Raw genomic sequence first — 23,800 nt, forward strand, 5'->3', positions numbered from 1 at the left:
ACAAGGATCTTCATCGGCGGCTTTCCTCAGGCGTGGGTGGGAAAATTTCGGTCGGCATCAACTGAAGCGTGCAGCATGGCAGAGCCTGCTCGCGGAGCCTGCTCAGTGCAGGCCGAGATAGGCCTTGCGGACGTCTTCATTGTCGAGAAGCGCTGCACTTTCTCCAGACAGATGGATCCGTCCGTTGACCATCACATAAGCCCGCTGCGACAGTTTCAGCGCATGATTGGCGTTCTGTTCGACCAGAAAGATGGTTTTGCCCATGCTGGCGATCTCGGACAGAACTTCGAACACGCGCTTGACGACGAGCGGCGCAAGGCCAAGCGAGGGCTCGTCGAACAGGATCAGTTCGGGCCGCGCCATCATGGCGCGCGCAATCGCCAGCATCTGCTGTTCGCCGCCCGACATGGTGCCAGCCATCTGGTTGCGACGCTCCTTCAACCGCGGGAACAGGTCGAACATCGTCGCCCTGTCTTCGTCGAAATGCTCCATCCCGATTGGCGTCGTCCCCATCATCATGTTCTCCTCGACCGACATGTCCTGATAGATCTGCCGGCCTTCCGGCACCAATGCGATGCCGCGTCTGGCGATCCGATGGGTCGACAACCGCGAGATGTCCTCTCCGCGATGAAGAATACGGCCGCCAGTTGCCCGCGGCGATCCGAAGATGGTCGACAGAAGCGTCGTCTTGCCGGCCCCATTTGCACCGATCAGGCTGACGATCTCGCCGGAATGGATATGCACATCGACGGATTTCAGGGCCTCGACCGGCCCGTAGTGGGTATGCACGCCAACGAATTCGAGAAGCGGGGTTTGCTGCATCACTGGACCTCTTCTTCGCTGACGCCGAGATAGGCGGCAATCACGGCCGGATCGTTCGCCACATGGTCAGGCGTGCCATTGGATATGACTTCGCCGTGGTCGAGCACGACGATATGGTTCGAAATTCGCATCACCAGCCCCATGTCGTGCTCGATGACCAGCACCGTCAGGTCATGGTCGGCCCGCAATATCTGCAGAACCTCGGACAATTCCCTGGTTTCCGCCGGATTGAGGCCGGCAGCCGGCTCGTCGAGGCAGATCAGTTTTGGCGAGGTGCACATGGCACGGGCAATTTCCAGCCGTCGCTGGCGGCCATAGGGCAGTTCACCGGCAAGCCGGTTGGCATCCTCGGCAAGATGCATGCGCTCCAGCCAATAATAGGCGCGGTCGACCGCCTCGCGTTCGGCGCGACGATAGGCAGGTGTCGAAAAGACACCGGTCAGCAGGTTGTTGGCGGTCTGCCGGTGCTGAGCCACAAGAAGGTTTTCCACCACCGACATCTCGCGGAACAGTCGGATGTTCTGGAAGGTTCGGGCGATGCCGGCACGGGTCGCCAGATGCGAGCCACCGGTAATCGGCCGGGCGATCAGTTCGCCGATATCCTGCGCACCGTTCTCGCCATGCAGAAGGATATTGCCTTCGCTCGCACGATAAAAACCGGTGATACAGTTGAACATCGTGGTCTTGCCGGCCCCGTTGGGGCCTATCAACGCGGTGATTGCACCTTTTTCGACGGAAAAGTTGACGTTGCGATTGGCGACGATGCCGCCGAAACGCATCGTGACATTGCAAACTTCAAGGAGCGGTGCGGTCATCGGCTTGCCTCCGCATTGGCACCAAGAACAGAGGACGGTGCCCGTTCGGCAGACTTGGACGGGAAGAAGGCCGGCCGGGTGACACGGACGAGGCCGCGCGGTTTCCAGATCATCATCACCACCATCAGCACGCCAAAAACGAAGACACGATACTCGGCGAAATCGCGCAGGAGCTCGGGAAGAATGGTCAGGACGAGAGCCGCAAGCACCACTCCGACCGTCGACCCCAGACCGCCGAGCACGACAATGGCGAGGATCAGCGCGGATTCGAAAAAGGTGAAGGATGTCGGGTTCACGAAGCCCTGATGGACGGCGAAGAACACACCGGCGAGGCCGCCGGTCGAAGCGCCCAGCATGAAGGCGGAAAGCTTGATGAAGACGTGATTGACACCGAGCGAGCGGCAGGCGATCTCGTCTTCGCGCAGGGCTTCCCACATGCGGCCGAGCGGCATGACACGCAAACGCTGCACCGCATAGATCACCGCGCAGACGACGAAGAACAGCACCAGATAGATGAACCAGAACTTGTAATCGGCATTGTAGGGAATGCCGAACGCCTCGTGGAAGGGGGTCCCACCCTGGCGCGCCGTGCGGGTGAATTCGAGGCCGAACAGGGTCGGTGGCGGCACCGGTGCGCCGTTCGGACCACCGGTGAAGGCCAGCCAGTTATTGAGCACAAGGCGAATGATTTCACCGAAACCAAGCGTGACGATGGCAAGGTAGTCGCCATGCATCTTCAGAACCGGAAAGGCGAGGATCATGCCGCAGAGGCCGGCCAGGAACGGAGCGATAATCAGCGCGCTCCAGAAGCCGAGACCGAGATATTGCGAGCCGAGCGCCAGAAGATAGGCACCGACCGCATAAAAGGCAACGAAACCGAGATCCAGCAGGCCGGCAAGGCCAACGACGATATTGAGGCCGAGACCCAGCAGGCAGTAGATCAGGGCGAGGATGGCAATACCTAAAAAATATTTGTCGGCGACGAAAGGCAATGCGAGACCGGCGAGAAACAGGATCGCAAGGAGCAGAGCAGGCGAACGCTCCTGCCCCGATCGCACCGTCACGCCACCGCCGCTACGGCTCAGTATCGCCGAGATACGCCGGCCGGCCGGCGTCATTGAGGCGACTGACAGCACGACCCTGCCAATGGTAATGATGGCTGCGATCAGAACCGCGTGAACAAGTTCGTTGCGGAAGGTGAAGCCGTCGAGCACCAGGCCGGAAATAGGCCCGACCAGCACGAGCGAAACGCAGAAGGTCAGCAGAGCCTCCTTGCCAAGTTTCAGCAGAGGGTTTTCATGCGTGTTCATCATGGCCTCCTCACACCTTCTGGATTTCAGGCCGCCCGAGCAGGCCATAGGGGCGGAAGAAGAGAAGGACGATCAGCAGACCGAAGGCGAAAACATCCTTGTAGTCGGTGCTGACGTAACCGGCGAAAAGCGCTTCGGTCAGCCCAAGCAGAACACCGCCCAGCACCGCGCCGGGGAGCGAACCGATCCCGCCGAGCACGGCGGCGGTAAAGGCCTTGATACCCATCACAAAGCCAATGAAGAAATTGAAGGAGCCATAGTTGAACGTCACCAGCGTGCCCCCGACTGCCGCAGTCGATGCGCCGATGACAAAAACGGTGGAGATGATGCGGTCGGTATCGACGCCAAGCACAGCGGAAATCTGGCGGTTCTGCTGGGTCGCGCGGCATTGCCGTCCGATGCGCGTATGATTGATCACATAGGTCAGGATACCCATGGCGACCAGGGATGCGACCAGGATGATGGTCTGCATATAGGTAATCTGCGCAAAGTGCTCTTCGCCGCCGAAGCGGAAAGCGCCCTGTATCAAGATCGGAACGCCCTGGTCACGGGCGCCCTGGGCGATCTGAACATAGCTTTGCAGCATCAGCGAAATGCCGATGGCCGAGATCAGCGGCGCAAGTTTGGTCGAGCCGCGCAAAGGCCGGTATGCAACGCGCTCGATCGCCCAGCCGTAGACCGCCGTGACGAAACAGGTGATGACAAGAATGGATATCAGCGCGAAGGGCACTGACTGGATGCCGAAAAAGCTGATGACGGCAAGCACGATCGCCGCGACGTAGGCAGAGACCATGTAAACGTCGCCATGGGCAAAGTTGATCATGCGAATGACGCCATAGACCATGGTATAGCCCACGGCGATGAGACCATAAATGGTGCCCAGCGTGATCCCGTTGATCAGCTGCTGCGCCAAGATGTAAAAATCCATGGCGAACCCCTTTTTTGATTGTTTTTGCCTGCGCAGGCGGGGCCGGCTCGGCCATGCCGACCGGCCCCGGTAACAGGATCTTTTAGTTGCGAACCGGAGCGCCCTTGTCGTCGAAAGAGTAGAAGACGAACTTGAAGTCCTTGACGTCGCCCTTGTCGTTCCAGCCGAGATTACCGACCGCGGACTTGACCGTGTTGGCGTGCAGCCATTTCACCTGATCCTCGATCTTGCCATCCTTGGTGCCCTGGATGGCCGCCACGATGGTCTGGGCGCTGGCATAACCGAACAAGGTGTAGTTGTCGGGCGCGATGTTCTGCTTTTTGAGGTCCGCAAGTGCATCCGCGGATGCCGGATCTTCCTTTGGATCTGCCGCCGACGAATAGTAGACACCCTTGAGGTTCTGCGCGCCGCCGGCTGCGGTCACGATTTCGGCCTGGGCAAGCGCATCACCGCTGACGAAGGCAACGTCCAGTCCCTGTTCGTGAATCTGGCGGATGAGCGGGCCGGCTTCAGGAATGAGGCCGCCAAAATAGACGGCTTTTGCGCCCGAGCTCTTGATCTTGGTGACGAGCGCGTTGAAGTCGCGTTCACCGCGCGTCAGCCCTTCATAAAGAACCGGCTCAACCTTGCGATCGGCGAGCGTCTTCTTCAACGCATCCACGAGGCCCTGACCGTAGGTATCCTTGTCATGGATAAGAGCGATCTTGTCGATCTTCAGTGTGTCGAGGATGAACGAGCCGGCAACCACGGCCTGCTGGTCGTCACGACCGCAGGTACGAAACACCGTTTCGAGGTCGCGGTCGGTGACGATCGGGTTGGTCGAGGACGGGGTAACCATGAGGATACCGGCGTCGTTGTAAATTTCCGATGCGGGAATGGTGCTGGACGAGCAGAAGTGGCCGACGAGCGCCTGCACCTTGTCCTGATCGACAAAACGATTGGCGACCGCGACAGCCTGCTTGGGCTCGCAGGCGTCATCGCCCTTGACCAGTTCCACCTTCTTCCCATCGATGCCGCCGGCCTCGTTGACGTTTTTGATATAGGCAGAAACACCGGTCCACACCTGCTCACCAAAAGTGGCGTTGGCACCTGTCATCGGGCCCGCAACGCCGATCTTGATCGTGTCTGCAGCATATGCGCTGGAGACGACAAGAACCGACGCGAAAGCAGCGCCCGCAAGAAGCTTCGAAATAGAATTCATTTTTTAAATCCCTCTGGTTTGGCCCAATGACCGTTAGCTGCCCGGAGAATTGCTCTCTCTTTTTGTTGCGATAGCCATCCCCGGGGCCTTTCGCGACAACCAGGGAAAAGGAGCTTAATCGAGGGCGCGTTTGAGAGGGATTTCTGTCGTTCTCCGTCCATCCGGCCAGAAGAAAGACTGCATTACTTGCGGTCCTGACCAAACCAAGAAACAACAGCGATAGACAAGATTTACTTTCTCTCCCTGCTGTCGCGGCAAGGCGACGAAATCTTGCAGCGCCGCGTCAAGAGAAGCGTCGGCGCATTTGTGCGTTCCGGTTTTCGGAGGGTGGAAAAATCAGTCGAATTCACGTCTGGAGGACCAATCCTCCGCACAAATCCACTCGCAGAACGTCGAGATGATTTTGACCCGCTTGTGGGCTCGCGGCACAACGAGATAGAACCCGGGCACATCTCGCTCCTCCATACCGTCCAGCCGGTCGATCCCCAGGGGAGCGGCCAGCCTGCCCGCCTTGATGTCGGACAGGGCATCAAGTCTCGACACAAGCCCGACGCCGAGGCCTGACACCGTTCCCCGGCGCATGGTGGCGGCATCCTGAAACTCGATTTCGCCGGCGATTTCCGCCGGCTCCAGCCCCAGGTGTCTCAGCACCTTGCCCCACAGGTTTCTGGCCATAACGGGATGTAAAAGTGTGAACGCCGTAAGGTCTTTCGGCTCCCGAATCCGCTCAGCGAGTTCGGGAGCGCAACAAATGATCTTCGGATCACGCACCAGCAGCTGGCAATCGTAATCCTTCCAGGCCCCGAAGCCCCACTGGATACAAACGTCCACCTCGTCGGCGGCGAAATCGCGGATGCTGACCATGGTTGTCATGCGAATATCCGCGCCGGGCATCAATTCGCGGAATCGTTCCAGTCTCTCCATGAGATAGCGGGTCGCGAAATAGGGGCTGACATTGATATTGATACGGTTTCGATAAGTGGAATTGGTAACGCGGCGAATGCCTTCGGTGAATTCGTCGAAACCCGCCTCAATGAAGTGGGAGAGCACGATGGCCTGTTCCGTGGGTTCTATCACCCGCGCCTTGCGCTCGAAGAGCGGCACATGAAGAATGTCCTCCAGCAACTTGATCTGCTGGCTCACGGCCTGCGGGGTGACCAGCAATTCATCGGCAGCACTACGAAAGCTTCCCTGCCGCATGACGGCCCAGAAGGCGCGTAGCGCATTCAAAGGGGGAAGTCGCATATGCTGCCCGGCCAATTTCACCTCCGCTGCCAAACGAGATTTCCGACGCTTATCCGAGCTGTGTGCATCGGATAAGCGCTTTATATTAGATCACCGCCTTTTCAAGGAAAGGTCGTTTTTCGACAATGCGTTCGAAGCCGACTTCCGTCAGGTCCAGCGTCCGATATTTGCCATAAACGATCAGTTCGGAAACGCCGCGCCCTGTCGCCGGCCCCTGCTGCAGGCCATGCCCGGAAAAGCCGTTGGCGAAGATGAAGTTGCGAACCTGTGGATGACGGCCAACGACCAGATTGTGGTCCAGCGTGTTGAAGTCGTAATGACCGGCCCACTGGTTCACGACCTTGATCGCCTCGAAGGCGGCCGATCGTTCGGCAAGGGCCGGCCAGATGATTTCTTCAAACTCTTCGTAGCGCGGTTCGAAATCGTCCCAGTCCGCTGCCGGGTCTTCAATGGGTGGGCAGCCGGACAGGAAAAAACGACCCTCGGGACGGCAGAAGACGCCACTCGGGTCGATCATGAGCGGCAACCGACCCTGGTTGACCGCAGCAGTGCCTTCCGGCGTGTTCGCACAATCGAAGACGAAAAGCGTGCGCTTGCGGGGTTCAACCGGAATATGAAGACCGGCCATTTTGGCGGTCAAAGCGGCACGCGGGCCCGAAGCGTTGACGATTGTACCAGCCTTGACCACGGCGCCGGATTTCAGCGTTATCTGTGTTACGGTATCGCCTTCACGGCCGATCCCAACCACCTCGCCGGTGACATATTCGGCACCCAACGAGCGGGCCTTGTTCTTGAAGCCGTACATCAGACCGGTATTGTTGAACCAGCCTTCGCCGGACCGGCCGTAGGACGCAAGTTCGATGTCGGCGACATTGAGGTGCGGGAAGGCTTCACCGAGTTCATCCCTGTTCCAGAGAACGACATCGGCGCCACATGCCTTTTGCGCTACGTGATTTTCCCGCAGAATCTCCACCTGCTCCGGCGTACTGGCAAGGAAGAGATAGCCGCCGGAATGGAAACCGAGATCCGGCTTGTCATCTCCGACCTGCATCATCTCGCCGAAATTGCGGATCACCTCGGACCCGTACTGACTGATCCTGACGTTGATCGGATTGGAGAACTGCGTGCGGATCGATGACGACGACAGCGATGTCGATGCGGTTAGATAGGTCGGATCCCGCTCCACGACCAGAATGGAGCCTTTGAAGTCCGGATTGGCGGCGAGATAATAGGCTACGGCGGAGCCGATGACCGCTCCACCGACGATCACCACGTCATAGGCGTCTTTCATTTCGAAACCTCATCGTCAGGATGTCCGAGATCGATGAACCAGCCCCCGAGATAACGTGTGGCGGGCGCCTTGGGGTCATTCGGCGCCGTCCGCCCCTCGACATCGGCACGAAATCGCTCGGAATTATCCTCCGACCGAAAACCGATGTGGCCGCTCAGGGAATTGTCCACGGGCTTAACTTTATTATCGGAGATACCGAAGCTGATTGTATGTCCAACGCGCGGAGCCGTCAGGCTGGCTTCGACAAGGCGCACGCAATCACCGAATGAGAGCCACGACCAAAGCATGCGACGGTCCGCAGGCTCTGGGAACGACGAGAATATGCGCAGGCAGGCGGATTCGATGCCGAACTTGTCCCAGTAGAACCGGCTCAGTGCCTCCACGAAGCATTTCGATACGCCGTAAAGGCTGTCGGGACGCACCGGTGCATCGACATCGATATGCGCTTCCAGCTCGTGATAGCCGATGGCGTGAACCGATGAGGCATAGACGACGCGCTTCACGCCATTCTGCCGGGCGGCTTCGTAGATATTGTAGCTGCCCTGAATGTTGGAATCGAGAATGGTCGCCCAGCCCGTTTCAAGCGGCGCGCCGCCAAAATGAACGATGGCGTCGACGCCCTCGGCAGCTTTCATCACGGCCGCTGCGTCCGAAAGTTCGAATGTCAGCGCTTCCTCGTTGGCGTCGACGTTTTCTATCGTAATGCGGTCGGCAAGGCGCAGCGTGTCTGCAAGATGCGCAAGCCCCTTGCGCAACTCGGTGCCGAGCCGTCCGGCCGCGCCGGTGATCAGGATGGTCTTGAAGGGTTTTGTCATGGGATCCTTGAGGTCCTGTCTTAGCTTTGCAGTCTGGAAAGGGCGGCCGCAATGCGGGCGATGGCATCCTGGAGGATGGCCTCGGATGTCGCGGTGGAAATACGGAAGAAGGGCGACAGGCCGTAGGCCGCGCCCGGTACGGCCGCGACATGAGCCTCGCGAAGAAGATAGGTTGCAAAGTCGCTGTCATTGGCGATCGTGGCGCCTTCCGGTGTCTTCGCACCGATAAGCGCCGCGCAACCGATATAGGCGTAGAACGCGCCTTCCGGCGGATCGAGCGTCAGGCCTTCGATGGCGGAAATCCCGCGCACGACGAGGTCCCGGCGGCGCTCGAACGCCTCACGGAAGCGGCTGACCTCTTCCTGGGGCCCTTCGAGCGCAGCTTGCGCCGCAATCTGCGCCACCGCCGCAACCGATGTGCAAGACTGGCTCTGCACGGTCGACATCGCCTTGATGAGATCCTTCGGACCGGCGGCATAACCGACGCGCCAGCCGGTCATCGCATAGGCCTTGGAGACGCCGTTGACGATCAGGCTGCGGTCGCGCAGGTCCGGGCAGGCCTTGCCGAAGCTGACGAAACTGCGGCCATCGAAAATGATGTGCTCGTAAATCTCGTCGGACAGGACGAGAACTTCCGGATGGCGGGCGAGAACGACGCCGAGCGCCTGAAGCTGCTCCTCGCTGTACACTGCGCCGGACGGATTGCCCGGCAGGTTGAGAAACAGCCATTTCGTCTTCGGTGTGATTGCTGCTTCCAGCACTTCGGGCGTCAGGCGAAAGCCGTCTTCGGCGCCGCAAGCCGGTGTCACCGGCACGCCGCCGAAAAGCTTCGCCATTTCCGGATAGGAGACGAAATAGGGAGCGGGAAGAATGACCTCGTCGCCCTTGTTGACGGTCGCCATCAGAGCATTGAAGATGATCTGCTTGGCGCCGTTGGCAACGGCGATCTCGTCGAGGGCAAAATCAAGTCCGTTCTCGCGTTTGAACTTGGCAACGATGGCGCGGCGCAGCTCCGGCGTGCCAGGTGCGGCCGTATAGAGCATCCGGTTTTCACGGGCCGCCTTGAATGCCGCCTCGGTCACATGCGCCGGGGCGGAAAAATCGGGTTCGCCGAGACCAAGATCGATCACATCGACCCCGGTGGCGGCCAGATCCTTGGCTGCCTGCGACACGGCCATGGAGGCCGAAGGTTTTACCGCCGCAAGACGGTCTGCAATCCTCGTCATCATTTCGTCTCCGTCACATAACCCTTGCGGACATCTTCGGCCTTCGCCGCGTCGCTGCGCTTTTCCGGATCGCCGAAACCGCCGCCGCCCGGTAAATGCAGGACCAGCCTGCGTCCGGAGGGCACATGCTGCCATCCTTTCGGCCGCAGCAACGTTCCGTCATCCAGCATGGCCTTGCCGGGCTTTCCCGGTTCGCCGCCATCGCGACCCGCCGCCGGTGTCCCGATGCGGTCGAACATGGCGGAGAAGTCGAACTCATGGCCATCGGCCGGGGCGATCTCGATGATCTGACCGAGACCGCCGCGATATTCGCCATCGCCGGCGGAATCCGGACGCAATTCCTTGCGCCAGACGACAATCGGCCCGGTATGTTCCGTCGCCTCGATCGGCATCGTATGGACACCGGAGGGGAAGGCTGTTGCAGACAGTCCATCAAGGCCCGGCCGCGCGCCCATGCCACCCGAATTGAACATCAGCACCTCGGCGCGCCGTCCCTGCGCACCGGCGACCGGCCGAGCGGAAATATGGATGTTCCATAGCGCTGCGGCGCCTTCGGCGAGGATTTTTCCCGGCAGCGCCTTTGCAAGCGCGCCAAGCACAAGGTCCGGCACCATGTGTCCGATCACGTGCCGAACAGAAACCGGAGCCGGGCGCTCGGCGTTGAGAATATTGATCGGAGAGGAAACGTTGAAGACGGCAAGCGAAGCCGCATTGTTGGGAATGTCGGGGGCGACAACGCATTTCAGCGCGTAGCAGGCATAGGCCTTCGTATAGATCAGCGGCACATTGATGCCCCACCGGCTCATCGCGTCCGTGCCGGAAAAATCGACATCGACCGACGTGTTACTGATCGTTACCTCGGCAGCCAGATTGATCGGCTCGTCGTAACCGTCAGTCAGAAGCTCGTTTTTCCATGCGCCTTTCGGCAGGGCGGCAATCCGCTCCATGATCGCTGTGTGGGTGCGCGAGAGGATGAAAGCGCCAAGCGTCTCGAGATTGGGAAGGCCGATCTCGTCCAGCATTTCGATCAGGCGACGATGGCCGACGTCATTGCAGGCCGCAAGCGAGAAGAAGTCGCCAATGACCTGGTTCGGCTCGCGAACATTGAGGCGCAGTATCTTCAACAGATCCCTGTTCACCTCGCCGCGCTCGGCGAACTTCATGATTGGGATCTGGATACCTTCCTCATAAACCGACTTGCCATCGGCACCGAAACCACGACCGCCGACATCGACGACATGCGCCGTGCAGGCGAAGAAGCCGATCAGCTCCTCTCCCTTGAAGGAAGGGGAAACCATGGTGATGTCGTGAAGATGGCCGGTGCCCTTCCACGGGTCGTTGGTGACGTAGGTGTCGCCTGGATACATCTCGTCGCGCGGAATTTCCGCGATGAAATGCAGCACGGCCTCAGCCATCGTGTTGACATGGCCCGGCGTGCCGGTCACGGCCTGCGCCAGCATTTCACCCTTTGCGTTGTAGACACCGGCGGAAAGGTCGCCTGCCTCGCGCACCGAGGTCGAAAAAGCGGTGCGCAGCAGCGTCATCGCCTGTTCTTCGACGACGGAGATCAACCGGTTCCACATCACCTGCATGCGGATTTCGTCAAGCTGGCTCATGGATTACAGTTCCTTTCGGATCAGAAGGATGGTGCCGTCGCTCTGGACGATGGCGTCAAACGGCGAGGTGACGATGGTCGAGGTTTCACGCTCGACGATAACCGCCGGACCGGTAACACGCTCGCCGACCTTGATCGCCGAGCGTTCCACGATGGCCGTTTTAAGGGGTGCTCCCGCGGCTGGATCGAACACATCGCGCGTGACGGGGGTGTCAATCGAGCTACCGGCGGAGATCAGCGCATGGCGCTCACCACCGGGGCGCACATCCTGCGCCTTGACGGAGAATGTGACGAATTCGATTTCAGGCCCCTCCACTGCCCGGCCGAAGAACTGGGCATAGCGCGCCCTGAAATTCTCCTCGATCATGGCGCTGTCGGAAGCCTGGAAATGACGATCCGGCAGGCTGACCGGAATTTCCCAACCCTGGCCGCGATAGCGCATGAACGCCACCACTTCCCGACTGATCTTGCCAGCCGTGCCGGCGCGCACGAAACCCTCGGCGGTCTCCTTGAGGTCGTCCAGCAGCGTGTTGAGCCGGGCGGTATCGAAGGCCGACAGGCCCATGATCTGCGAGCCGACCGCCTCATAACCGAAGGGAGCCTTCAGGAAGCCGATCGCCGAACCGACACCGGCGCCCTGCGGGATGAGGCAGCGGTCGACGCCGAGCTTTTCGCAGAGCCGCGCGGCGTGCAGGGGTGCGGCACCGCCAAAGGCGATCATGGTGTTTTCCGAGATGTTCTTGCCGTTTTCAACCGCATGGACGCGGGCGGCGTTGGCCATATTCTCATCCACCACCTCAACGATACCGAAAGCAGCCGAAAGCGGATCGAGCCTGAGCTTGTCGCCGACGTCGCGGGCTATCGCGGCGGACGCCTTCACGGTTGACAGCTTGATCTTGCCGCCGGCGAAATTGTCGGGATCGAGCTTGCCGAGAACGAGGTCGGCATCCGTGATCGCCGGCCGCTCGCCCCCACGCTGGTAACAGGCGGGACCGGGCTCGGACGCGGCCGATTCAGGCCCGGCCTGAATGCGTCCCATGGCATCGACCCAGGCGATCGAGCCGCCTCCAGCGCCAATCTCGATCATTTCAATGACCGGGATGGAGATCGGCATGCCTGATCCCTTGCAGAATCGGTAGGTGCGCGCGACCTCAAACGTCCGGGCGGTCTGCGGCTGGAAATCCTCGATGAGGCAGATCTTTGCCGTCGTCCCGCCCATATCGTAGGAGACCACCCGCTGAAGATCGAAGCGGCGCGCCACATCCGCTGCGAAAATCGCACCGCCGGCCGGACCGGATTCGACCAGGCGCACGGGAAACTCGGCCGCCGTCTCTACCGAGACGAGGCCGCCGCCGGAATGGATCATGAAGACCGGGCAGGAGGCGCCCATTTCCTTGAGACGGACCTGGAGACGATTGAGATAGTCGGCCATTTGCGGGCGCACATAGGCGTTTGCACAAACAGTATTGAACCGTTCGAACTCGCGCATCTGCGGCGAAACCTCGCTGGAGATCGAGATCGGCAGAGCGAGCGTTCGGGCGAGAATTTCGCGGGCGCGGCGTTCATGGTCCGGGTTCATGTAGGAATGAATGAAGCCGATGGCGACGGCGCCGAAATCTTCCGCGGCGATCCGTCTGGCGATTTCCTCCAGCGCCTGCTCGTCCAGCGGCTGAAGTTCCGTACCCTGCGCCGAGATGCGTCCCTTGACCGGAAACCGGTCTTCCCGCGGAATGAGCGGTTTGGGCAGAACGAGATCGAGATCATATTGCTCGAAGCGGTTCTCCGTACGCATCTCGATAACGTCGCGAAAGCCCTCGGTCGTCACCAGCGCGGTGCGCGCGCCACGACGCTCGATCAACGCGTTGGTGGCAAGCGTTGTGCCGTGAATGATCAGCTCGATCTGCGAAATGGTGATACCAGCATCGCGGATGACGATGTCGATACCGTCCAGAATGGCCTGTTCGGGCGCTGAATAATTGGTCAGAACCTTGGTCGAATACAGCGTTCCACGCACGTCGAGGGCGATATCGGTGAACGTACCGCCGATATCTGCGCCGAGGCGGATGTCGTTTCCGATGGTCATGCGTTTTCCTTCTTGGCAAGCGCGGCCTGGCGCATTTCGGAAAGGGTCTGTCTTGGTGTCAAAGCTTCCGGCGAGATATCAAGATCGAGAAGCGCACCGGTTCTGGAGGAAAGCGCACGCTCGAAAGCCTCTGCGAAGTCAGCCGTCGCCGTCACCCGCTCGGCATGGAAACCATATGCTTTGGCAAGAGCGACAAAATCCGGATTGACCATTTCGGTTCCCGAGACGCGGGCCGGATAATGGCGCTCCTGATGGGCGCGGATCGTGCCGTATATGCCGTTGTTCAGCAGAAGGATGATCGGCTGTGCTCCGTGTTGCAAGGCCGTTGCAAGTTCCTGGCAGTTCATCTGGAAATCACCGTCACCGGCAAAGCAGACGACTGTGCGCTCCGGAAAGGCAACCTTGGCGGCAATGGCGGCCGGTACGCCATAGCCCATCGCACCGGACTGCGGGGCGAGAAGCCGGGCCCTCGGGCCGAACCTGAAGAACTTGTTCGGCCAGACGGTGAAGTTGCCCGCACCATTCGTCAGGATGACGTCTTCCGGCAAGACCTCGTTGAGATAAGCAGTGACTTTGCCCATATCGACCGGCGACGGCAGATCCTTGAGGTTAAACCCTGCCTCGTAAGCAGCGCGGCCCTTCTTTCGCCACTCGGCCCATGGTCCCTTGACCGGTTCGAGTGCGGAGAGCGCTTCGGCAAAGGCATTCGGGCCGGCGTGGATACCGAGTTCAGGCTGGTAGATCTTGCCGATCTCCAGATCGGAACCGTGCACGTGGATGATGCGCTGACGCGGCTGCGGGACGTCGAACAGCGTATACCCATCGGTGGAGTTTTCACCGAAGCGGTTATTGATCGCGAGGATCACATCCGCATCGCGCAGCAGTTCCTTCACCGATGCAACCATACCCACTCCGGCTTCGCCGCAGAAAGTGACGGAAGCGTTGTCATACTGGTCCTGATAGCGAAACACAGAAACGACCGGGATATCGGATGCTTCCGCAAACGCCTGAAGGCGCTTGGCCGAACCTTCCTTCCAGTTACAGCCACCGTAAAGAATGACGGGACGCCTGGCCTGCGACAGCAGCGTCGCAAGGCGCTGCATGGCAAATTCCGAAGGCGCGGCCTCGATGATTTCGGCCGCGCCGGAAAGCGGCGCCTTTTCCGTCATTGACGTCAGCATGTCTTCCGGCAGAGCGATGACAACAGGGCCGGGACGGCCGGTAACCGCCATCGTCCAGGCGCGGGCGACGATTTCGGGAATGCGCTCGACCTGATCGATCTCGACGGCCCATTTCGCCACCGTTCCAAACGTGGCCTTGTAGTCCACTTCCTGAAAAGCTTCCCTCCCCTTCATGTCGGTGCCGACCTGGCCGACAAACAGGATCATCGGTGAGGAATCCTGCATGGCGGTGTGAACGCCGATCGAGGCATTGGTGGCGCCCGGGCCACGGGTGACGAAGCAGATGCCGGGCTGACCGGTCAGCTTGCCATAGGCGGCAGCCATGAAAGAGGCGCCTCCTTCATTGCGACACACGACATAGTCGAGCCTGCCGACCGTATCATGCAGTGCGTCCAGCACGGCAAGATAACTCTCTCCCGGCACTCCGAAGCCTTTGCGCACACCGAGCGCCAACAGGCATTCGACCAAAAGCTGCCCACCATTACGTAACATTGCGCGTTCCCTGATGATTATGAGCGTCGGCTTTGGAGCGTAAAGGCGCCAGACCGACGGTTTCCAGATGTTCGAGAATAGAGGCGACCAGCGAATGAAACGGAGGTTTTTCGCAAATGATCGACTGGGCCGTAATGCCGGCGTCGGCCAGTTCGCCTTGAAGGGCGTCCACAAATGCATCATTCGCGCCGGCTACGCTTCGCTCCAGGATCGACGGGCTTTCGCCGGAGTGAGGCGAAACCACAAACAGAGCGCCAAGCCCCTGCTCCTTCATGGCCGGCAGAACCAACCGCGTCAGGTGAAACATTGCCGAGAGGTTCACTTCGAGAGCCATGTCTATGTCGGCTTCCTGAAGCTTCTCAAAAGCCTTTTCGGTGGGCCACCGCAATGCGGCGTGCACGACGATATCGGGTTTCATACCCTCGACGATCACCCGCACGGCTTCACGATCGGTCAGATCGATCGCCATGGGAAGCACGCCGAAATCGCTGCGAAGCTCTTCCAGAACCAGCCTGTCGCGCCCAAGGGCGCAAGTTTCATAGCCGGCACAGGCAAGTGCCGCCGCCACCGCACGGCCCGCCCCCCTTGTTGCTCCTGTTACAAGTGCCCTCGACATCGATCACCCTCATATTTGCAAAGATGATGACCACATCGCCGCACCGGCGAAATCAAGAAAATGAAAAACTTCGACAAGTAATGCTTGTTGCTGCGAGCATCCCTACTCCTGAAACTTGACCATCGTACCGCCGCCGGTCGCCTGGTCTGTCGGGAAAACCTCGATGCGTGCGACATCGACAAATACCGGAAGCTCAATCGCGTTGACGATGATCGATGAAACATGCTCCGGCTGAATAGGACGATAGCCGTCATAAAGCAGCGTGCGGGCAGAGTTTCCTGCCATTGCCGTCCGATAGAGGTCCGTTTGGACCCGTCCCGGCACCACTTCGGTTACCCTGACAGACGTCCCCAGAAGATCGCATCGCAGGTTGTCGCAGAAGAGGCTGAGACCCGCCTTCGATGGGCCGTAGGCGCCCATGTTCGGATATGGCGCCTGACCGCCGCTTGAGCCGATGTAAACCAGATGACCGCGCCTGCGTTCAACCATGCCCGGCAGGAGCGCCCGTGTGAGATGCATCGGCGCCTTGAGATTGACATCGATCATCGCGTCGATCTCGGCGGGATCGATCTCGTGGAACGTCGCACGGGTGGAGAGGATGCCCGCATTGTTGACAAGAACGTCGATCTCTACGCCCTTGACGGCATCTGCGATCCTCTCAGTCTCCCGCACATCCGCCTGAACCGCGATGACACCTTTTTCAGAGGACAGTTCATCGAGCTGTTCCCGGTTACGGCCGATTGCATAGACCGTCAGGCCGCGCCGGGCGAGTTCAAGCACTGTGGCCTTGCCGATGCCGCTGGTCGCCCCTGTGACGACGGCGTTGCGATAGACGTCAAACATAGATGTAGCCCCCGCTGATGACGACGTTCTCGCCAGTCGCGTAGGTATTGCGGCTTGACGCCATCATGACGATCCATTCGGCCATTTCGACAGGCTCGGCGGCGCGACCCAAAGCACTCGCTTTCGCAAGCTCGGGAAGAAAGCCGAGTTCCTTGGCGCGATCCGTGGCGAAACCCGCAGGTGCAACGGAATTGACGAGAATCTGATCTTTTGCGACTTCCGCGGCGAAGGATTTGGTGAGGCTGACGACTGCCGCTTTTGTTGCTGCATAGTGAGCGTTTTGAGGGTGCGCTTTAAAAGCATCGACCGATGTTACGTTGACAATACGGCCGGTCACTTCCGGCGCATTGACGTGCTGGCGCATATGAAGAATGGCCGCCACCATCATATGATACGTGCCCTTGACGTTGATGGCGTTTTCCAGATCCCATTCCTCGTCGGTGATTTCAAGGATCGGCTTGCGTGGATAGATCGCCGCGCTGTTGATCAGGCAATGTACCCTGCCCAGCCTCTCCGTAATCTCGTTGAAGCCACGGTGAGCGGTCTCGGATCTGGCGATATCAGCAACCGACGTTGCGACTTCCACACCGAGGGCCCGCAAAGTCTCCGCCGAAGACGCGAGCAATTCCGCATTTCTATCGATAAGGCCAATCCTGGCAACGCCGTGAGACGCCATGAGCTTTGCCGTTGTCAGGCCGAGACCCGAAGCTCCGCCAACGATGACTGCTGTTTGATCTTTCACGTTCCACCTCTCTATTTCAGTTGCGCCACCTTATTTGTATGTTATCACTTATATGCCAAGTTAACCCAACCTCAAGTAAATTTTTCTGCGAAAACCCATGATCCCAAGGCTGCAGACGAGTGACGCCCCTCGTGCCGATACCGCCGGTTTTTTTGAACGTCTCGTAGAGGCGGGGTTTTCCGGCGACGCCGATGCCGGTGCTGCAACGCGCACCGTTTTTTCGACGGACAATTCCATCTACCAGATGGAACCGTCCGCCGTGGTGTTTCCCAAGGATGTCGAGGACATAAAAATCCTCATGCGCGTCCTTTCCGAAACGCGCTTCGAAACAATGCAGGTCGTCGCGCGCGGAGGCGGCACGGGAACGAATGGCCAGTCTCTGACAACCGGGCTCGTCGTTGACTGTTCGCGGCACATGAACAGGATACTCGAAATCGATCCGGCGCGCAGGATCGCCCGCGTGGAGGCCGGCGTCGTCAAGGACCAGCTCAATGTCGCGCTCAGGGAACACGGCCTTTTCTTCGCTCCGGAACTGTCCACGTCCAATCGCGCGACAATCGGCGGCATGGTATCGACCGATGCGTGCGGTCAGGGTTCATGCCTCTACGGAAAAACGAGCAATCATGTCCTCGGGCTCAGAGTGATCCTGAGTGACGCAACCGACTGGTGGTCCCACCCGCTCGATGACGTTTCGCTCGCCAAAGTCATGGCCCGCACGGATCGCATTGGGCAGATCCATCGTACAATTGATCGCATCGCGCGGGATGACGGCGCCAGGATCGCAGAGGTTTTTCCCCGCCTCAACCGGTACATGACGGGATACGACCTGGCGCATATCCGTCGCGACGATGGACGCTTCGATCTCAATGCCGTCCTTTGCGGATCCGAGGGCACGCTGGCCGTCATCGCCGAGATCGAACTCAACCTGCTGCCAATTCCAGAGCATTCGGCGCTCGTGAATATTCGTTATGCCGATTTCAACACCGCCCTGGAAGACGCCCGGCGCCTCACCGAGCTCAACGTAGCCTCGGTCGAGACCATCGACGAGAAGGTGCTGGGTTTGGCGAAAGGCGACATTGTCTGGAGCGGCATTGCCAGATTTTTCCCCGATGATGGAGAACATTCAACCAACGGCATCAATATCGTTGAGGTGCTGGCCGACAATCCGGCGGAGTTGCGCCTGAAAGTCGAAGCGGTGACGTCTGCATTGCAGGGTGAGGCCGAAATTCGCAGCAAGGGCCACACCATCGCTTCGGCTGCTGCCGATATCGAGGCGATCTGGACCATGCGCAAGCGGGCCGTTGGCCTTCTGGGCAATGTGGATGGGCCGGTTCGTCCCGTTGCGTTCGTCGAAGACACAGCGGTTCCTCCAGCCAACCTCGCCGCCTACATCAGGGAGTTTCGTGCGCTGCTCGATGGAGCCGGCCTTTCCTACGGCATGTTCGGCCACGTCGACGCCGGGGTCCTTCACGTTCGCCCAGCCCTTGACCTGACGCGCAAAGACCATGTGCCGCTTATTCGCGAGATTACCGACGCCGTCGTTGCCCTCACGCGCAAGCATGGCGGCGTTCTTTGGGGCGAACACGGAAAGGGCGTCAGATCCGAATATGTTCCCGAGGTCTTCGGCGACCTTTACCCGCGTCTGCAGGAAATCAAACGGGCGTTCGATCCGGCCAACCGCCTCAATCCCGGCAAGATTGCAACGCCTGACAATGAACCGCTTATGAAGATCGACGACGTGCCCCTGCGGGGCTCCGTTGACAGGGAGATTGGCAATAACATCCGCGCCGCCTTCGACAATGCCGCATATTGCAATGGAAACGGGGCCTGCTTCGATTTCGATGCGACGAGCCCGATGTGTCCGTCCTACAAAGCGACCCGGAACCGTATCTACTCGCCGAAGGGCCGCGCCGCATTGATGCGTGAATGGCTGCGGCTTCTCGCCGAACGGGGCGTCGACCCGAGGAGGGAAGCTGAAAGACTGGGCAAATCAGGAAAGGCGCTGGGATTTGTCAGGCGCACGTTCAACACGCTCAATCCGGCCAATCGTTCCGACTTCTCGCATGTAGTGCGGGAAGCCATGGATACCTGTCTTGCCTGCAAGGCATGCGCGGGCCAGTGCCCGGTAAAGGTCAGCGTGCCCGCTTTCCGCTCGAAGTTTCTGAACCTTTATTACGGCCGGTACCTGCGGCCTTTGAAGGATCCGCTTGTTGCCAGCATCGAGAGCACCCTGCCGCTCATGGCCAGGTTTGGCTCGCTTTATAATCTGCTGGTTTGCAGTTCACCCGGCCGGTCTGTGATGAGGCTGGCAGGTCTCACAGCGCTTCCCGGCCTGGCGTCCTCACCGCTCCCGCGACTGGCGGCGCGTATGGGGGTCGAAATCGCAAGGCCGGACAGGATCGAGTCGTTGCCTCCGGATCAACGAGAACGCGTCGTCATTTTCGTGCCTGACGCCTTCACAGCCCATTTTGATCCGTCCGTGGGCGTTGCCGCGATAGAGGTTGCGCGATTGCTCGACTTGATCCCGTTCGTCGCACCGCCCCTGACGAACGGCAAGGCGCTGCATGTCCACGGTTACCTCGACCGCTTCAGAAAGGCAGCTTCGAAAACCTCGGGCGAGCTTCAACGGCTTGCGGCAACCGGCGTTCCATTGGTTGGTCTCGATCCGTCCATGACGCTCGCTTTCCGCAGCGAATACAGGGAGCTGAATGGTGGAAACACGTCAACGCATGTGCTCCTTCCACAGGAATGGTTGGCGGATGTCACCAAGCTGAAAGATACGGCGGGAGTGACCCGGAGTGGCCGGCAATTCAGACTGTTGCCGCACTGCACGGAGCGTACCAATGCGCCCTCCTCTTCGATGCAGTGGAAAACGATTTTCAACGCCTTCGGCATGGATCTGCAAATCGCGAACACAGGCTGCTGCGGGATGGCAGGAACCTTCGGACATGAAGTGCGCAACCGCGACATATCCAAGAAACTGTACGGGATGAGCTGGTCTGCCGAAGTCGCGCGCTCCGACGATATCATTACGATGGCAACGGGCTATTCGTGCCGCTCTCAGGTGAAGGAAATCGATCGGAGGCGGCTCCCGCATCCCCTGGAGACGCTGTCGGACGCCTTAAAAACGATGCGTCGCAAAGTGGAATGATATGTGATATGTGTTAAATTTAATCGGATAGGGAGCAGGGCATCCATTGTCGATCATTACGCAGCGCGGCAATCTGGCGGAAATCGTTGTTGCAAAGCTCAACGAGCGCATCGACTCAGGCCTTTATTCCGCAGGAGAAAAGATACCATCCAGCGCCCAGCTTTGCGAGGAGTTCGGCGTATCGCGCACGGTCATTCGCGAAGCGCTTATGTCGCTCAAAGTTTCCGGCAGGGTCATAGCACGCCAGGGCGCAGGCGTGTTTGTCACAGACAAAGACGCAAAGACACTGAACTTTGAGATCAGCCGGATAGAAGACATTCGTTCAGCAATGCAGATTCTAGAATTGCGGCTTGGCGTCGAAATGCAGGCGGCAGCTCTCGCTGCAACGCGCCGAACTCCGGAGGCGCTGGCAGAGATCGCACGAGCCTACGATCACCTCGAAGCGCTTGAAACGGAAAGCGCTGAAATCGAGGCTCGCGCCGATTTCGAATTCCACCTTGCGATTGCGCGGGCCACACGCAATCCGCACTTTCCAAGCTTTCTGGAAGCGGTGATGGAGAATATCAACTTCGAACTGGTGTTCAAACATCGCCAGTCATCGCGCGCCTACCAGACCTATCTCAAAAAAATCAACAAAGAGCACGCGTCCATATTGTCGGCAATCACTCAGGGTGACGCCAAAGGCGCCAAGAATGCAATCGCAGCCCATCTTGAGGAAAGCCTCAATCGATATCGTGCATTGCTGGACGAGCCGGCAAGCAGCGAAGCTGCGGAGTAATTGGGGCGAGGCGTGTTTCTGGATAGCCAAACCAAAGAGGACTGGGTCAAAGAACGACTCGGCCAACTCGAGGCCGCGAAGCTCTTGCCCGGCTCGAGAGACTGACGGAAAACTTGCTGGCCAAAAGCATCGAAGGCGAAAAGCAGCCCTAGAAACGGCAGCAAATCTTTTGTGCGACGCAGCCCCGCGAGCCGTTGAGGGCCGAGTTCATTGCAGGGAGATCGAACGCTCGCCGGATAGATACAGCGTCATACAAAGTTTGAGTTGACCCTCCTGGACGGTGAGGCGACACTTGAAAGCCGAAACAGGGGGGAAACGATGGATAAGCCACAACGATGGCGCCATATGGCAAGCGCGCCGAAAAACGGAGATCGGATTCTCATCACGATACGGTCGTCCGAACAAGGGCCGTCCCAGGTAGACCTTGCGTATTGGTCGAAGGGCGACCAGTACGGTTCAGAAGGCTGGCGCGCCTCGGACTCTTCGCCGGGGCGGATCATCGAATACTCGGAGCCGGAATTGAAGTGCTGGATGCCTATGCCCTCAGCCAATATCGATGGCCTTACGATGCCCGCTCCCTGGGAAGGCGAGGACGCCCGGGAGCTTGATGGGTCTGGGATCTGAGGTTCCCTTCGGACAGGGCCTGGGCCATGGACATCCTCGGCGTTAGAACGAAAGCATTGCTTCCCGCCATACGTGCCGAATGATGTTGGCCTGCCTTCCGCGAAACGTATCGTCGCCATAGACGGTTTTGAGGAGATGCAAGGGATCAGCGGTCACGACGGTTTTTATCCGAGAGGAACCCGAAGCACGCATCCCATATAGAGTTCCTCACGAATAGGGATGGCCGAGGTCTTCGGGCCGTGCCGCAGCATCGAGTATTTGCTCTGCGAAACGGAGCCGAAGACGTCGGTCCTATCATCTGGTTCGACAACCAATACAACAACCGCTCAACGGGCCTTTAGAAAGCGATAACCCGTACTGAAATCATTGGTGTATATTCGGTCCACCGCCACAAAGGGCACAGTCCGGCGATAGTCTTCAAACAGCGCTTTTGTTCCCGCTCCCAACTGCCCGGGTTTACGTAGATCAACGGCTTGCGCGGCATGTAGCAACTGAATCGAGGACATCCAGTAGAGATTATCCAGAATTCGGCCGAGATTGGCGACCGAAAGCGGTGCGTGGCTGTCCAGATCCTCGATATTTCCTGCCATCGCAATTGAGCCGACGGGAGCCTGCGCGCCGATCTGCTGGTTTTCGGCCAGAAGCGCGACGAGTGGTTTCTGGATCGCGCCAAACGCATGTCCTTGATTGGTTTCACCAGCAAGGAACCGGGAAAGATGCGTCATATCCGGGTTTTCGAAGCGGATCGTCTGCATCGTAATGGCCTGTGACAGACGCACCAGCGCCGTGTTCAGTGTTTCAACCCTTGAGGCCACCGGTAGCATCTCAAAACCCGCACTCGGATAGATCGCTCCCGATACTTCGCCCTCGATAAAATACTGCGAGACCTGTCCGGAAGCCTTGTCGTCCGAGGCTCCCGCAACTACGCCCGGATTGTCATCACTGTGATTGATCTGGATTTCCAGCGCCCTGGTCAGATCCCGCATCGCAATTTCGGCTCCGCCAAGCACATAGGCCATGGTGCGATAAGACAGCGGGTCCTGCAGTGCCCGATCCTTCGCGGGTGACCAGAGATAGCTGCCTTCAAGGGCAGAGCGAACCATCAGTGCCCCGGATGTATTTTCGGCAAAGGGGCGCAGCTCGTTCGTCGCCGCGAGGAAAGGGGCGACATTGCCGTTAAAACCTTCCAGTGCCAAACCAAAGACAACGGCTTCCTTTTCGAGATAACCCGCCGTGTCGTGCGCCAGCAGGGCAGCCTGCCCGGCGGTCAGCGCATTCGTGCTGAGGATCGAAAGGAAATCCTTGCCAACCGGCTCGAGCGGAGCGATGCCGGCGTCAGTCAGGGCGCGCGCTGCGGGAATGCGCTTGCCTTTCATGAAGACCTCCCCCTCGCCGACCATCGCCAGACCGATATGGGAGGCAAGGGTGATATCCGCCTCTCCAACAGAACCGCGTGAAGGAACGACCGGGGTGATCCCCTGCTCCAGAAACTGTCGATACATTTCCGCGACAGCGCTCTGAACGCCGGTTCGGCCGGTTGCAATTTGGTTTAGACGGATCGCCATGCCCGCCCTCACGGCCTCGACCGCCATCGGCTCACCCACGCCTGCGCCATGCGCGCGCAGAGATGTCGAATTGAAGGCGCGTGACAGTTTCAGCAGATCGTCGTCCAGCACGCGCTTGCCGTCCTTCATCGCAAAAACTGGGCGATCCTTGTTCCAGCCAACGCCGACCGTCAGGCCGTAGACCGCCTTACCTTGCAGGGCGGCCTCCATCACCAGATCGAAGCCTTCGGCGATCCGTTTGCCCGCGCTCTCGGTGAGAGTAATTTTGGCGCTGTCGTCCCGCGCCAGGCCGACGACCTGTTCCACGGTCAGGTTTTGACCGTCGATGGACCAATGTTCCGCCCGTGCGTTTGAAGCAGCAAGCCCGGCGATCGCAAAAGCTGTGACAATGGAGAAGCGATGAATAGTCCCGTTTTTAACAGACATGATGTTCCCTTGAGTTGGTTATTATTATGCC

General features: G+C 59.3%; 19 protein-coding genes. 3 read left to right on the forward strand and 16 right to left on the reverse strand.

Annotated elements, in window-relative coordinates; all coding sequences use genetic code 11:
- Positions 1 to 102: 102 nt before the first annotated feature.
- From L904_RS15860 to L904_RS15930, 15 genes are all read right to left on the reverse strand, one after another.
- Entirely contained in the window at positions 103 to 822 is a 720-nt protein-coding gene (locus L904_RS15860) for an ABC transporter ATP-binding protein (protein ID WP_020812701.1), read from the reverse strand.
- On the reverse strand, positions 822 to 1,637 hold the full coding sequence (locus tag L904_RS15865) for an ABC transporter ATP-binding protein (RefSeq protein ID WP_020812702.1): 816 nt from the start codon (positions 1,635 to 1,637) through the stop codon (positions 822 to 824). The genes L904_RS15860 and L904_RS15865 overlap by 1 nt, the downstream gene beginning before the upstream one ends.
- A complete protein-coding gene (gene livM, locus L904_RS15870; RefSeq protein ID WP_020812703.1) occupies positions 1,634 to 2,950 on the reverse strand; it encodes a high-affinity branched-chain amino acid ABC transporter permease LivM in 1,317 nt (438 codons plus the stop codon). The genes L904_RS15865 and livM overlap by 4 nt, the downstream gene beginning before the upstream one ends.
- A 7-nt stretch (positions 2,951 to 2,957) precedes the next feature.
- The gene (locus tag L904_RS15875) at positions 2,958 to 3,875 is read right to left on the reverse strand and encodes a branched-chain amino acid ABC transporter permease (RefSeq protein WP_020812704.1); all 918 of its coding nucleotides are present in this window, start codon (positions 3,873 to 3,875) and stop codon (positions 2,958 to 2,960) included.
- A gap of 82 nt (positions 3,876 to 3,957) precedes the next feature.
- The gene (locus L904_RS15880) at positions 3,958 to 5,076 is read right to left on the reverse strand and encodes an ABC transporter substrate-binding protein (RefSeq protein ID WP_020812705.1); all 1,119 of its coding nucleotides are present in this window, start codon (positions 5,074 to 5,076) and stop codon (positions 3,958 to 3,960) included.
- 336 nt (positions 5,077 to 5,412) lie between these two features.
- Positions 5,413 to 6,354: a LysR substrate-binding domain-containing protein gene (locus L904_RS15885; protein WP_020812706.1), complete on the reverse strand. Its 942-nt coding sequence runs from the start codon at positions 6,352 to 6,354 to the stop codon at positions 5,413 to 5,415.
- 52 nt (positions 6,355 to 6,406) lie between these two features.
- Positions 6,407 to 7,612 (reverse strand): FAD-binding oxidoreductase, encoded by a 1,206-nt coding sequence (locus L904_RS15890; protein ID WP_020812707.1) that lies wholly within the window; start codon positions 7,610 to 7,612, stop codon positions 6,407 to 6,409.
- Entirely contained in the window at positions 7,609 to 8,427 is an 819-nt protein-coding gene (locus L904_RS15895; protein ID WP_020812708.1) for an NAD(P)-dependent oxidoreductase, read from the reverse strand. The genes L904_RS15890 and L904_RS15895 overlap by 4 nt, the downstream gene beginning before the upstream one ends.
- A 20-nt stretch (positions 8,428 to 8,447) precedes the next feature.
- Positions 8,448 to 9,653, reverse strand: a complete 1,206-nt coding sequence (locus L904_RS15900) for a pyridoxal phosphate-dependent aminotransferase (protein WP_031234415.1) — start codon at positions 9,651 to 9,653, stop codon at positions 8,448 to 8,450.
- On the reverse strand, positions 9,653 to 11,269 hold the full coding sequence (locus L904_RS15905) for a hydantoinase B/oxoprolinase family protein (protein ID WP_020812710.1): 1,617 nt from the start codon (positions 11,267 to 11,269) through the stop codon (positions 9,653 to 9,655). Before L904_RS15905 ends, L904_RS15900 begins: the two co-directional genes overlap by 1 nt.
- Positions 11,270 to 11,272: 3 nt before the next feature.
- On the reverse strand, positions 11,273 to 13,351 hold the full coding sequence (locus tag L904_RS15910; protein WP_020812711.1) for a hydantoinase/oxoprolinase family protein: 2,079 nt from the start codon (positions 13,349 to 13,351) through the stop codon (positions 11,273 to 11,275).
- Positions 13,348 to 15,024 carry a thiamine pyrophosphate-binding protein gene (locus L904_RS15915; protein WP_020812712.1) on the reverse strand — a complete coding sequence of 559 codons (1,677 nt, stop codon included), beginning with the start codon at positions 15,022 to 15,024 and terminating at the stop codon, positions 13,348 to 13,350. Before L904_RS15915 ends, L904_RS15910 begins: the two co-directional genes overlap by 4 nt.
- On the reverse strand, positions 15,014 to 15,640 hold the full coding sequence (locus L904_RS15920; protein WP_080657650.1) for an SDR family oxidoreductase: 627 nt from the start codon (positions 15,638 to 15,640) through the stop codon (positions 15,014 to 15,016). Before L904_RS15920 ends, L904_RS15915 begins: the two co-directional genes overlap by 11 nt.
- Positions 15,641 to 15,742: 102 nt before the next feature.
- The gene (locus L904_RS15925; RefSeq protein ID WP_020812714.1) at positions 15,743 to 16,483 is read right to left on the reverse strand and encodes an SDR family oxidoreductase; all 741 of its coding nucleotides are present in this window, start codon (positions 16,481 to 16,483) and stop codon (positions 15,743 to 15,745) included.
- Positions 16,476 to 17,225, reverse strand: a complete 750-nt coding sequence (locus tag L904_RS15930) for an SDR family NAD(P)-dependent oxidoreductase (protein WP_031234417.1) — start codon at positions 17,223 to 17,225, stop codon at positions 16,476 to 16,478. The genes L904_RS15925 and L904_RS15930 overlap by 8 nt, the downstream gene beginning before the upstream one ends.
- Before the next feature lie 97 nt (positions 17,226 to 17,322).
- Between L904_RS15930 and L904_RS15935 the strand changes: the two genes are divergently transcribed.
- The 3 genes from L904_RS15935 (at position 17,323) to L904_RS15945 (ending at position 21,778) form a co-directional block, all read left to right on the forward strand.
- Entirely contained in the window at positions 17,323 to 20,376 is a 3,054-nt protein-coding gene (locus tag L904_RS15935; protein WP_020812716.1) for an FAD-binding and (Fe-S)-binding domain-containing protein, read from the forward strand.
- Between the two features lie 46 nt (positions 20,377 to 20,422).
- Complete coding sequence (locus L904_RS15940) at positions 20,423 to 21,154, forward strand: FadR/GntR family transcriptional regulator (RefSeq protein ID WP_020812717.1); 732 nt, start codon at positions 20,423 to 20,425, stop codon at positions 21,152 to 21,154.
- 318 nt (positions 21,155 to 21,472) lie between these two features.
- Positions 21,473 to 21,778 (forward strand): hypothetical protein, encoded by a 306-nt coding sequence (locus tag L904_RS15945; RefSeq protein ID WP_031234418.1) that lies wholly within the window; start codon positions 21,473 to 21,475, stop codon positions 21,776 to 21,778.
- 326 nt (positions 21,779 to 22,104) lie between these two features.
- Here the strand turns inward: L904_RS15945 and hutH are convergent, their stop codons facing one another.
- Complete coding sequence (gene hutH, locus L904_RS15950) at positions 22,105 to 23,769, reverse strand: histidine ammonia-lyase (protein ID WP_020812719.1); 1,665 nt, start codon at positions 23,767 to 23,769, stop codon at positions 22,105 to 22,107.
- Between the last annotated feature and the right edge of the window lie 31 nt (positions 23,770 to 23,800).

The sequence above is a fragment of the Agrobacterium sp. LY4 genome (assembly GCF_001526585.1).
Lineage (GTDB): Bacteria > Pseudomonadota > Alphaproteobacteria > Rhizobiales > Rhizobiaceae > Agrobacterium > Agrobacterium leguminum.